The sequence below is a fragment of the Bacillus sp. JZ39 genome (genome assembly GCF_053903145.1).
On sequence record NZ_CP096389.1, the window covers coordinates 3,456,968 to 3,469,322 of the forward strand.

The following is a 12,355-nucleotide window of genomic DNA, read 5'->3' on the forward strand; positions in this document are numbered from 1 at the left end:
TACATATTCTACATGAAAATGCTTCATTTTAAATCATTTCATTCTTGATTCAAATAAAATGATATAAGTTTTTAATATTAAGGATAAAGCTTGTTTAAAAATGGTTTATCCGATATCATAAAAATGTGTAAAAACATAATGAAAAGGGTAAATAGAGAATAGTTTAACCATAAATTTTTTCGATCATAAGGAAGGTGCCTTTTAAATGAAAAAAGTACGTAAAGCCATAATTCCAGCAGCAGGCTTAGGAACACGTTTTCTCCCGGCTACGAAAGCAATGCCGAAAGAAATGCTTCCTATCGTTGATAAACCTACCATTCAATACATAATTGAAGAAGCTGTTGAAGCCGGTATTGAAGATATTATTATCGTAACAGGAAAAAGCAAGCGTGCGATTGAGGATCATTTTGATTACTCTCCTGAGCTTGAAAGAAACCTAGAAGAAAAAGGAAAAACTGAGCTGCTTGAAAAAGTGAAAAAAGCTTCTAACCTGGCTGACATTCACTATATCCGCCAAAAAGAACCTAAAGGTCTCGGACATGCTGTCTGGTGCGCGCGCAACTTTATCGGCGATGAGCCGTTTGCGGTACTGCTTGGAGACGATATTGTTCAGGCTGAAACACCAGGGTTGCGCCAATTAATGGATGAATATGAAAAAACACTTTCTTCTATTATCGGTGTTCAGCAGGTGCCTGAAGAAGAAACACACCGCTACGGCATTATTGACCCGCTGACAAGTGAAGGCCGCCGTTATCAGGTGAAAAACTTCGTTGAAAAACCGCCTAAAGGCACAGCACCTTCTAATCTTGCCATCTTAGGCCGTTACGTATTCACGCCTGAGATCTTCATGTATTTAGAAGAGCAGCAGGTTGGCGCCGGCGGAGAAATTCAGCTCACAGACGCCATTCAAAAACTGAATGAAATTCAAAGAGTGTTTGCTTACGATTTTGAAGGCAAGCGTTATGATGTTGGTGAAAAGCTCGGCTTTATCACAACAACTCTAGAATTTGCGATGCAGGATAAAGAGCTTCGCGATCAGCTCGTTCCATTTATGGAAGGTTTACTAAACAAAGAAGAAATCTAAACAAAAAGGCTATTGGACATTCATCCAATAGCCTTTTTTTATTTCAACATCAAAGTCAGTGTATGCTCTTCATTATCAACTGCAAAAACCTGATCAGCTGTATTCACAAGAAAACGCTTCTTGCTGCTGTCATACAATACATCGCTATCACTTAAGGATAGTGACGCCGGGGTGATAGGAGAAATGTTATGAAAAATAAGCTCTGTTGCTTTATCATTCTCCAACACATAGCTGATTTTTTCATGATCAAAATCCAGCTTCTTTCTGCCGTCAGCTGTATCTCCCTCAGTGTATTCATTCAATTTCGATTGGATGGTGCTACTTCTGTCTCCTAAGAATTTCAGGAAGTGTTCATAGGAAGATGCTGCAGTTTGTGGGATATAAGGCGTAAAGTCAGCAGCCCGCAATTCAGCATGTTTCACGTTTGTTGCAACAGCCCTCTTCTTCACAAAATAAGATTGTCCGTTAAACTGTATTTTCGCTGCTTGTTTGCCTTTTGCAGCTACCGTCACCTCTGTACCGAATGGCAGTGTAACGTCAGCCTTCTGTTTCAAACCTTGATCCTTATAAGCAGCCGCTTTTTCATTTGCTATAAACCCTTGCTTATTGACTGCGGTTAAGCGTTCCTCTGACTTGCCCTTTGCATCGCCATGATGGTTCTTCACTTCATTTTGCGGAATAGCGCCAAACGAAGCAATTGTACGAAGCGGGGCATTAAAGAACATCGTTCCCGCCATGAAGACAGTCAGAATAGACAAAATAGCAATTTGAACAGCATTAGCCAGTGATTTTGGCTTTTTCTTTTTTTTGCGGAGACGGTCAAGCGCTTCAGGATCTTCTTTCTTCCGCTCTTCCGTTTGCTCCTTTTTATATGTTTCTTTTTCTTTTTTAGACAGCTTATTAAACCAGTCGATAAATGCTTTGTACTCTTTGACAACGGTTTTTGTTTCATCAAACATACGAAGCTCGCCGTAGTGCATCCAAGCGACGCGGTCACACATCTTTTCAATCTGGCCGATTGAGTGGCTGACAAAGAAAATCGTTTTTCCTTGCTTTTTAAACTCATTTATTCTGTCTACACACTTCTGATAAAACGTTTGGTCCCCCACAGAAAGAGCTTCGTCAATAATTAAAATGTCAGGGTCAATATGCACGGAGATCGCGAAACCGAGACGCGACTTCATCCCGCTGGAATAGTTTTTAACCGGCTGATTAATAAAATCGCCAATCTCAGCAAATTCAACGATGCTGTCATACATCTCGTCAATTTCTTTATTGGTTAACCCCATCATCAAACACTTGAGCCGGACATTGTCCCGGCCCGTTAATTGGTTATTTAAACCGGCAGCAATCGCAATCAGCGACGGCTGGCCGTTCATTTCAATTTCACCGCTGGTCGGCGGAATAATTTTAGCCAGAAGGTTAGACATGGTCGATTTTCCTGACCCGTTTATTCCTACAAAGCCGATTGTCTCCCCTTCATACACGTCAAAGGAGACATTCCGCACAGCAAAAAAACCATTATCCTTAGCCGGAAAAAACAATCCTTTAATCTTGTCCGATTGTTTTTTATACAAATGATACTGCTTTGAAACATTTCGAAACGAAACTTTTAGTTTCATCGTACAATCTCCTTACGTATTAAAGAAAGTCAACAAACTTGTCTCTGAATTTCATATGCAGGATGGAACCTACTAACAATAAAAGGAATGTGAACAACCAAAAGTACAGCGTGTACTTCATGTCATGGAAAAACCATGCTCCATCTAAGAAGCTGTTCCGGAATCCTTCAATAATATAGAATAGTGGATTCAACTTCAGAACAGGCACTAATTCGGGATGGCTTTGACCGAGTTTCGCATTAACATCCCAAAAAATTGGCAACAAGAAAAACAAAAGTCTTGTTACGGCCTGCAGCAAAAATTGATAATCTCTAATCAGCACACTGATCGTTGAGTTAAACAAACTAAACGAAAACATAAAAGCAATCATACAGATGAAGTAATAAATATATTGTAACCAATGCACACTCGGGAACACACCATTAACTAGGAGTACAATGATATAAATCACCATCATGATCATATAACTAAATAAGTTAGATGCAATGGCCACGGACGGTAGAGAACTAATCGGGAAGTTCATTTTAGCCACCATATTAATGCGCTTAAATACACTATTTGATCCATCAAGTATAGTTGGACTGATGAAAAACCATGGGATTAATCCTGCCAGCATCCAAATAATAAAAGGCACTTCGCCCGCTCCGGTTGTCACAGGACCGCCCTTTCTAATCCCCATACCAAATACGAACCAGTAGGCCAGCATTTGGATAAGCGGATTTAAGAACTGCCATAAGATACCTAAATAATTCATTTGATATTTAGACTTGGTTTCATAAGCCGCCAATCTTAAAATTAAAGGAAATGACGTTATTTGCTCTCTGAGTATACGCAACAGATCATTCATTTTTATCTTCCTTAGACTTAATTGTTTTTGGGAATCTTTCTGTTTAAAAATTTGAAAGCACCGCTGATTATTGTAACAGATCCTGCATTTTTTTTCACTTCTCAACAAGTATCTAAAAAGCTGCCGAAATATCGACAGCTATACATTTTATAAAATAACCTAAATTATTCAGCTTTAAATACAGTATTAACAACCTTTTCAGATGAACGTCCTGACTCTAAATAGCAAAACTTATCATAGAAAGGACCAAAAGAAACCGGAAGCTTATAATCAGGCGATGAGATCTGCTTGATAGCCTCAATCGTTTCTTCAGTAGTTTTTACCAAAGGACCAGGAGCTTCTTTTTCGAAATCAAAGTAGAAACCACGCAACTTATCCCGGTAGGTCTCGATGTCAGGGACAAAGAATAGCATTGGCCGTTTTAAATTTGCAAAATCAAAGAATACTGAAGAATAATCAGTAATCAGCAAATCAGAAACCATATACAATTCTCGAATATCCTCATAAGCAGAAAAATCATATGCAAATCCTTCAAAAGGACCTAAATCAAAATTCTCAGCTACCAGATAATGCATTCTTAAGATTACGATATATTCATTTCCAAGCTCTTGTCTAAGTTGATGCAAATCTAAATCGAGATCGAACTTATAACGCCCTTTTGCATAAAACTGATCATCTCTCCATGTTGGGGCATATAAAATAACCTTTTTATCACGAGGAATATTTAACCTACTCTTTATCAATGATATTGTTTCCTCATTATTATCATTATGAAGAAAATCATTTCTAGGATATCCAGATTCAATCATTGTCTTGTTAAACTGAAACGCCCGTGTAAAGATCTCAGTTGAATAACCATTTGGGGAAATCAAGTAATCCCAATTAGAAGCTTCCTTGATAAAATTCCTTTTATATTTTTTGGTGTTTGTACCAGGCATATGGACTTCTTCCATATCCATTGCAAGTCTTTTTAAAGGCGTGCCATGCCATGTTTGTAAATATGTTGTATGACTAGGTTTCGGAATCCATAATGGAAGCCGGCTGTTAACAACCCAATACTCAGCTCTTGCCATAGCGAAGAGCCATTTTAATGAGAGGCGATTAATGTAAGGTATCCCCTTTTCATCAAAAGGCGCTGAATATTGTTTATTTACACTCCAATACATTTTATACTCAGGGTGGTTTTCCCGCATATATTCGTAAATCGCCCTCGGATTACAACTGTATTGTTTCCCATTAAAACTTTCAAAAATGACTGTTTTCCTTTTAACTGGCATTCTGCTAGCCATCATGAATAGAGATTTGTATGTTTTAGTGATTAACTTGTTTCTCATTTTTGTGATCTTTTTTATTTTTGATACTAATCTCTTCTTCTTTCCTTTAATAAAGTATTTAATCCTTGTTTTCAGGCTATAGTCGTTTACTCTGATACCTAGAGTCTGCTTTTTCTTTTTCTTAAAGACTTCATAACGAACTGGTGCGTTGTTTGTTTTAATAATACTTACTAATCCTTTTAATTTGTTTTTTCGATCTCCTAAAACAAGAGCAGTGCTGTTGAACTGAATATCCGTTCCTTCATCGTCATTGCATATATACTCCATAAAAAGACGATAAACATAACGTTTTTCATTTGAGAAAGGAATTTCTTTCAAAGGCACTTTCACTTCAAAATCATACAGTTCCGGAACAAAACCATCTGCTCTCATGTTTTCCAGGCCATGTGTTTTTCTTTCTAGCTTGATTGGAAATTTTTCCTCAATAGGTGTTTCTCCACCCTTTTTTAAAATAAGGTTCAAGTTTTTTATCCGATATTGATTTTCGGAACTCAGGTACCCCGCATAACCTGTTATGCTTATTTCTTCAGAGCTAATCTCGATTTGATCAAATCTGATGATTTTGGCCTCTCTTTTCACCTTAATAGAAAAGTTGCCTTTATCAGTTGTATAAGGTAAAATCAAAAGTTCTGTGGTTTGATCGACATGAAAGGCGCGCTCAATTGAATTTACTTCAGCAGAAAGACGCTTCAAGAGTGGTTCCTGCTCCGCATCTTCATATTTTTTTCGAAATTCGACATAAAAATCATATGTTTGTCCCATTTCAACAGGCATAGGCAAAACATGAGCATCTATCTCAGTTTTATACTCTAATGAGCCAGTGTTTTGAAGCGGAAATTCAGATTCCGTTCCTGAACGTCTCTCTTTCAGCTTTAAAAATAACTGGTAATCCTCTAAAAATTGGTGTTCTGAATCAATTGAGATTAACAATTCAAGACTTCCTAAATTGTTTTTCAAGCTTTTCAAAATACATTTAATCACAGTGTTTTCAATCATTACTTTTTTCTGCTCCTCTGTATAAAAGCTCTTTCCTTTTTGCTTCCTTTTATTAGTGTCAACTACTAAGGACATTACCCAAAATATTAACTCTCTTTTATTTCCTTGACCCTCCAAGAGAAATTGCCTTTAACTGTTGTATAGGGCTCTACTCTATAGCCATTATTAGTATCTATACTGTTTCCTGACAATTTTGTTTCTTCACTCGAAAGTCTTCGCATTGTTTTAATATGGCCATTTGCATTGAAAACAATATAAAAATCAATAACTTGGGTTTTATTAGCAGCTATCTTTTCAATATTTACATCTTTTTCGAGATCAATTACAAACAGTTGATCATTTTGTAAGTTTGTTGAAATAATTTCAGCCTTATTCTTTCTGTCCAAGCCCACTAAACTTATTTTTTTAATATCATTATGATCAAAATTCTCAATGTCAATTTCTATTTTAGTTTTATCAAAATCCTCAGTATAGGAACTAATAGAAGGATCTTTTTTTCCAACCTTTTTAGAGAACTTCTCTCTTTCTATTCGCACCTCAATCATCTGATTAAGAGCAAAAGCCCAATTTTCAATATAGTTGGGTCTTGAATATTTTTCAGCCATTTTAAAAGCTTGTTCTGAAAATTTTTGATGAGTACTTTCATCTTTCATCAAAGAGATAATAGCTTGACCCAATTTCTCTATATTATACTGTTCAATGACATATCCATTTGCTCCGTCAGTAACTAAGCTCCTTGCTCCGTAATCATAATCGTATGTTACAACTGGACATCCATTGCTCAGTGCCTCCATATTTGATAGACCGAACCCTTCAAAATGAGAGGTTGAAATGGTTAGCCAAGCTTTTTGAAACTCTGAGTCAGGGTTATCCGTATAGCCTTTCAAAAAGACATTGTTCTGCAGTTTGGTATCTTCAATTTCTTTTTTTATTTTTTCGAAATCTTCACCCGATCCGAATATATCAAGTTTTGCTTCAGGAATTTCTTTCACGACTAAACTAAATGCTTTTACTGCATGTATCAGATTTTTCATAGATGCAAGTCTTGAAATAATGACAGCTTTGTATTTTTCACTCGGCACATTCAATACAGCGGGATCAAGAGGCTTATCAATTGTATGCGGAGTAAAGAAAAACGTCTCTTGTTCCCCTGAAATCAATTTAAAATCTTCTAGCTGCTCCTCAGTTATAAAAAAGACAGCATCCAAATTATACATCTGACTAAATACTTCTTTATAGCGACCCTTAATTTGATATTTATTGCTGCCGTAATGCTTGTTATGAATAATTGCTCCATAATAGGAAGAAGGTGATTTTTTCACTTTAAAGACATGTTTGTCTTGCGGTCTGCTGTCCACTAAAAACAACTTAGGTTTATCATTTTGTTTTTGCAGATATTCTATCCAATATTGACGCAGTTCCGATTCATCTTTTACTTTTATCTCACCCTCAAGGGAGTACCAAATAATATGAGATAATTGAACATCTTTTTCTTCATTGTTCCATACATAGAGTTTGTCTAAATATACTTGATTTTGGTCATTAATATATTCCTGCAGATACATCTTGTTTAGCTGCACATCATAATGAGTAACGAGAACTAAGTTTCCGTTCTTCGTATATTCCTCTCTCTTTATGAGCTGGTTTTTATCATTCCAATAGTCGACGTACCGGATAGTTTCTCCATCTCCGTAGTAAACTACAGACATTTCATTGTTCTTCTTACCAAACAATCTTGACACAGTTTTTGCAAATTTCCCCATTCCAACTTGCTTTTTTATCTGGTCAAGGCCTATCCTTTCTTCGTATGATCTTTTCCCATTTGTTCTAACACTTAAAAAATCATCGAATAGATTAATAACACTTGTGAATTTTTTATCAATCTTACCGTTGCTGTACAATTCATCAATTTTTGAAGACAACTCTAAATCAAAACGAAACGTTAAGAAAAAGGTGTTTTGGTTACACTCTTCTCCAAATAATTTTGAACGCAATAATAATGATTTCGTCAGACCGCCATAATTACTTGGCAGTCCACCAGAGATAAAATAATAATCCATGTCAGGAATTTGTTTTATATTAGATTCACTCACCGCATGTAAAGACAATTTTTTACTCCCTTTCGGCATCTAGAATATATGATCATTGAAATTTATATCTATCCGGATACTTTAGTCACAAAAATCAATGTAAGCATCAAAAAGTACTTCTTATTTCAATAAGAAGTACTTTAATTAGATATTGAACCAATGATATCAGGATCCTAAATTATAAACCAGCAATTTCCTCTTTGATCTTTGTTGTAGAGATGCCTTCTGTTCTTGGGAGGTAAACAACCTCACACTGATCTTTGAGAAAGTCAAATTTACCTTCCCAGTCATCCCCCATAACAAAAACATCAATATTATGATCAATAATATCTTGCTTTTTTTGCTCCCAATTCTTTTCAGGAATGACTTCGTCCACATATCGAATGGTTTCTAAAATTAATTTACGGTGCTCATAGCTGTGATAAGCTTTTTTTTGCTTTTGTAAATTGAATTCATCCGTTGAAATAGCAACAACTAAATAATCACCAAGCTGCTTTGCACGCTCAAGCAATTTAATGTGACCCCAATGCAGTAAATCAAAAGTTCCATATGTGATAACTTTTTTCATTTAAAGAAACGCTCCTTCCTAATGTTAAACACTATTAAAAACACTACTGACGTTAGCGATTAAATTCTAAAAACCTGTTTGTATTCCTTATATCGACATATTTCTCGTATGTCTTCACTGATCATTAATTATAGCATACCGCCTAAAAAAGGTTAAGTACTCATGAGGAGAAAAACATTCCAAAATATGTAATTACACTCAGACTCCATTGGCACCAAGGTCTGTTGTTCATTCGTTCATTCAATTGTAAAATTGGAAACATATTTAAATTTAATGTAAAGATAATGTTAATCCTTTGTTGAAGATTTATGTTAAAATATAAGGTAGCTTGATTTGCTTTTAGAAACTCTCGGTTTTTAACTATATAAATAGAATCTTAAAGGAAGGAGGAGCCAGACATGCAAACAGAGACTATTCACAATATTCCTTATGTTAACAGTAACTTAACATCATTTATCGATTACCTAGAGAAACATTATATTGATCAAAAGATTGGTGCTGTCATTTCCACAGTCAACCCTGAAATTGCATTTGCAGCTATTAAAGATCGGGACTACTTTGATGTACTATCTTCTTCAAACTTCATTTTGCCTGATGGGATCGGTGTAGTCATGATGTCACGTTTGACTAACAACAGGCTTCAGTCCCGAATCGCAGGCTACGATGTTTTTAAAGAACTTCTTGGCGTTGCTAACAAGAAGAAAAAACGCATATTTCTGTACGGTGCGAAGAAAGATGTTATAAAAGGTGTTGTATCCAAAATTTCTTCTGAATATCCAAACATTAAAATCGCAGGTTATTCAGACGGTTATGTTCAAGATCGCACCCTAGTGGCAAAACAAATTGCAAGAGCAAATCCTGACATGGTATTCGTAGCTTTAGGGTATCCTCATCAAGAGAAATTCATTCATAACTACAGACACTTGTTCCCTAAAGCCGTATCTATAGGTCTAGGAGGAAGCTTTGATGTATTTAGCGGTAATGTCAAACGGGCCCCTTCCTGGATGATACGTTTAAATTTAGAATGGTTCTACCGTTTAATCTTGAATCCATGGCGATGGAAAAGAATGCTTAGCATCCCAAAATATGCTTTAACGGTTTTAAAAGAAGAAAAAAACAAAAAAACTTTCTATCCAAAGCCTGAAAAAGATCATACAAAACAGATATAAAAACGAAAACTTTCAAATAAATGGATGATAAAAATGAAAATAAGATCACTACTGGCGAATTGCTATTTGTATTTTTTATCAGCAATCGCCTTTTTTCTGCAGTGGGTGAAACCTGAAAGCAAAGTGACCCTCCTGATCTCATTCGAAGCAAACGCAAAAGCGATTCTGGAGGAATATGAACAAGGACAATACTCTTATAAACTTAACATCCTGTATACCCAACAGGCCTCTTCTATTGCCGAGAGCTTCCCGAATGTAGATGCATATTTATTACAAGAAAAAAATCCTATCCATCTCATTAAAGCTGTATACCTAATGTTTAACAGTAAAGTGATCATAACAGATAATTACTTTCTATTAACAAGTGTGTTAAATAAGCGGAAGCAAACGAAATGTATCCAAGTATGGCACGCAAATGGCTCACTCAAAAAATTTGGTTTGGAAGACATTACAAACATGCAACGGACGAAAACTGATATTAAAAGGTTCCAAAAAGTATACAGTTCGTATGATTATTTAACTGTTGGCTCAGAAGAGATGGCAAATATCTTCAAGAAATCATTTGGAATAAAGGATAACCAATTATTAAAAATAGGTGTACCTTTAACAGACCCTTATTACCGAGAAAACAAGAAAAAAATTTCAGATACTCTAAACATACAAAGAAAAAAAATAATCCTCTATGCACCAACATTTAGAGATTATAATATGCAATCAATTCAATTGCCTTTTACAGAAGAACAATTAATTCATCAGTTAAAAGAAGAATATGTTTTATTTGTTAAGCTGCATCCCGCCATTCAGAACAATATTGATATTAAATTTTCCAGTGATTATATTAAAGATGTTTCTAACTATGCCTTGTTTGATCTACTCATGGCTGCAGACATATTAATCACTGACTATTCTTCTGTTCCCTTTGAATTTTCGATTTTAAATAAACCCATTCTTTTTTATACTTATGATTTAAAACTTTATCAACAGAAGCGGGGATTGGTTGATAATTATCTTTCCATAATACCTGGAAGAGCCTGCTATGACAGTGAATCATTAATAAATGAAATTCAAACCCCATTTAATTATTCCAAAATAAAAGTTTTTTCCGATAGATGGAATAAGTATTCTGATGGGAATTCAAGCCAAAATTTATTGAATTTCATCGAAAATTTAATAAGCTAAATGATGACACTTGTTCAAAAAAGAACAAGTGTTCTTTTTCTCTTGACTACCGAACGTATGTTTGCTTTAATGTAATTAGTTGCTTATGGCAGCAAATAATAATAGAGGTGGTAAATTTATGAGAAGAAAAGAACTGTTTGATTTCACCAACATCACGCCAAAATTATTTACTGAACTACGTGTAGCAGACAAAACCGTACTTCAATCATTCAATTTCGATGAGAAAAACCACCAAATTTATACAACCCAAGTCGCAAGTGGATTAGGAAAAGACAACACCCAAAGCTATCGCATAACTCGTCTATCTCTTGAAGGTTTACAATTAGACAGCATGCTGTTGAAACATGGAGGTCATGGTACAAATATAGGAATTGAAAACCGTAATGGCACCATTTATATTTGGTCTCTATACGATAAACCAAACGAAACAGATAAAAGTGAATTAGTTTGTTTCCCATATAAAGCAGGCGCGACTTTAGATGAAAATTCTAAAGAACTTCAGCGATTCTCAAATATGCCTTTCGATCATAGGGTTACACCTGCTCTTGATATGAAGAATAGACAGTTGGCAATTAGACAATACGATACAAAAAATAATAATAATAAACAGTGGGTGACAATCTTTAACCTGGACGATGCAATAGCAAATAAAAACAATCCTCTTTATACTATTAACATTCCTGACGAACTTCATTATTTACAAGGTTTCTTTTTAGATGACGGTTATTTATATTGGTATACAGGAGATACAAACAGCAAAAGCTATCCGAATCTCATAACTGTATTTGATTCCGATAATAAAATAGTGGTGCAAAAAGAAATTACTGTTGGCAAAGACTTGTCCACTAGATATGAGAATAACTTCCGTGAACCGGAAGGGATCTGTATGTACACCAATCCTGAAACTGGGGCAAAATCATTAATGGTGGGAATTACAAGTGGAAAAGAAGGAAATCGTATAAGCAGAATTTATGCATACCATTCTTATGAAAACTTCATGAATCATGTACCTATGCTTCGATCCCCTTTATTAAAAACCGTGGGGCACCAAGATACACCTCCGGAAAGATTTCAACCATTTATTCAAACCTTCATTTTAGAGTATAATGCTCAAAACAAAAAATGGATGGTTCCGACTTCAGGTTATTTACCATCTTACACATCAAATTTAGTCCGAAATATTACTATCAATGCAGATGGAAACTTGCAAGTCACATTAAATGAACGCTATATTAGTTTACTGCATCAATCGATAGAAGGAGATTTCCGCTTAAAACAAAAGGATATCCGAATGGGATCCTGGTATTTTGCCGGCGGAGAAAAATCAAATGTGCTTGAAATAGGTTTTATGAAAGGGAGTACAAAAATCAGACCCGATGATGCAGCCATCTCAAATGCTTCAAGAATGAGTATTTTTATGATTGTTGCGGACAAGATTGAGGTGTGATATACAAATAGGCTGTAGC

Annotated in this window: 9 protein-coding genes; 4 read left to right on the forward strand and 5 right to left on the reverse strand. The window is 35.4% G+C overall.

Features of this window, described 5'->3' with window-relative positions; genetic code table 11:
• The first annotated feature begins 205 nt into the window (after positions 1 to 205).
• Complete coding sequence (gene galU / locus M1D65_RS17725; RefSeq protein WP_003227944.1) at positions 206 to 1,084, forward strand: UTP--glucose-1-phosphate uridylyltransferase GalU; 879 nt, start codon at positions 206 to 208, stop codon at positions 1,082 to 1,084.
• A 38-nt stretch (positions 1,085 to 1,122) separates the two neighbouring features.
• On the opposite strand, the gene tagH is transcribed toward galU, so the two are convergent.
• From tagH to tagD, 5 genes are all read right to left on the reverse strand, one after another.
• Entirely contained in the window at positions 1,123 to 2,706 is a 1,584-nt protein-coding gene (gene tagH / locus M1D65_RS17730) for a teichoic acids export ABC transporter ATP-binding subunit TagH (RefSeq protein WP_064671513.1), read from the reverse strand.
• A 19-nt stretch (positions 2,707 to 2,725) separates the two neighbouring features.
• The gene (gene tagG, locus M1D65_RS17735; protein WP_456270661.1) at positions 2,726 to 3,553 is read right to left on the reverse strand and encodes a teichoic acids export ABC transporter permease subunit TagG; all 828 of its coding nucleotides are present in this window, start codon (positions 3,551 to 3,553) and stop codon (positions 2,726 to 2,728) included.
• A 164-nt stretch (positions 3,554 to 3,717) separates the two neighbouring features.
• Positions 3,718 to 5,958 (reverse strand): teichoic acid poly(glycerol phosphate) polymerase, encoded by a 2,241-nt coding sequence (gene tagF, locus M1D65_RS17740; protein WP_032726977.1) that lies wholly within the window; start codon positions 5,956 to 5,958, stop codon positions 3,718 to 3,720.
• 11 nt (positions 5,959 to 5,969) lie between these two features.
• Positions 5,970 to 7,991 (reverse strand): poly(glycerol-phosphate) alpha-glucosyltransferase, encoded by a 2,022-nt coding sequence (tagE, locus tag M1D65_RS17745; protein ID WP_456270662.1) that lies wholly within the window; start codon positions 7,989 to 7,991, stop codon positions 5,970 to 5,972.
• Positions 7,992 to 8,151: 160 nt separating this feature from the next.
• The gene (tagD, locus tag M1D65_RS17750; protein WP_003227921.1) at positions 8,152 to 8,541 is read right to left on the reverse strand and encodes a glycerol-3-phosphate cytidylyltransferase; all 390 of its coding nucleotides are present in this window, start codon (positions 8,539 to 8,541) and stop codon (positions 8,152 to 8,154) included.
• A gap of 398 nt (positions 8,542 to 8,939) precedes the next feature.
• Here tagD and tagA point away from each other — a divergent pair, with 398 nt between their 5' ends.
• The 3 genes from tagA to M1D65_RS17765 all read left to right on the forward strand — a co-directional run bounded on the left by tagA (position 8,940) and on the right by M1D65_RS17765 (position 12,336).
• Positions 8,940 to 9,710 (forward strand): N-acetylglucosaminyldiphosphoundecaprenol N-acetyl-beta-D- mannosaminyltransferase, encoded by a 771-nt coding sequence (gene tagA, locus M1D65_RS17755; protein WP_003227919.1) that lies wholly within the window; start codon positions 8,940 to 8,942, stop codon positions 9,708 to 9,710.
• A 33-nt stretch (positions 9,711 to 9,743) separates the two neighbouring features.
• Positions 9,744 to 10,889, forward strand: coding sequence for a teichoic acid glycerol-phosphate primase (gene tagB, locus M1D65_RS17760; protein WP_456270663.1), 1,146 nt, complete (start codon positions 9,744 to 9,746; stop codon positions 10,887 to 10,889).
• A 118-nt stretch (positions 10,890 to 11,007) separates the two neighbouring features.
• Positions 11,008 to 12,336, forward strand: a complete 1,329-nt coding sequence (locus tag M1D65_RS17765; protein WP_064671511.1) for a phage baseplate protein — start codon at positions 11,008 to 11,010, stop codon at positions 12,334 to 12,336.
• The last annotated feature ends 19 nt before the right edge of the window (positions 12,337 to 12,355 follow it).

Bases quoted from the DNA above. Each gene is read 5' to 3' on its own strand.
- tagB (WP_456270663.1), top strand. From the start codon at position 9,744: ATGAAAATAAGATCACTACTGGCGAATTGCTATTTGTATTTTTTATCA.
- galU (WP_003227944.1), top strand. From the start codon at position 206: ATGAAAAAAGTACGTAAAGCCATAATTCCAGCAGCAGGCTTAGGAACA.
- tagF (WP_032726977.1), bottom strand. From the start codon at position 5,958: ATGTCCTTAGTAGTTGACACTAATAAAAGGAAGCAAAAAGGAAAGAGC.
- tagD (WP_003227921.1), bottom strand. From the start codon at position 8,541: ATGAAAAAAGTTATCACATATGGAACTTTTGATTTACTGCATTGGGGT.
- tagA (WP_003227919.1), top strand. From the start codon at position 8,940: ATGCAAACAGAGACTATTCACAATATTCCTTATGTTAACAGTAACTTA.
- M1D65_RS17765 (WP_064671511.1), top strand. From the start codon at position 11,008: ATGAGAAGAAAAGAACTGTTTGATTTCACCAACATCACGCCAAAATTA.
- tagH (WP_064671513.1), bottom strand. From the start codon at position 2,706: ATGAAACTAAAAGTTTCGTTTCGAAATGTTTCAAAGCAGTATCATTTG.
- tagG (WP_456270661.1), bottom strand. From the start codon at position 3,553: ATGAATGATCTGTTGCGTATACTCAGAGAGCAAATAACGTCATTTCCT.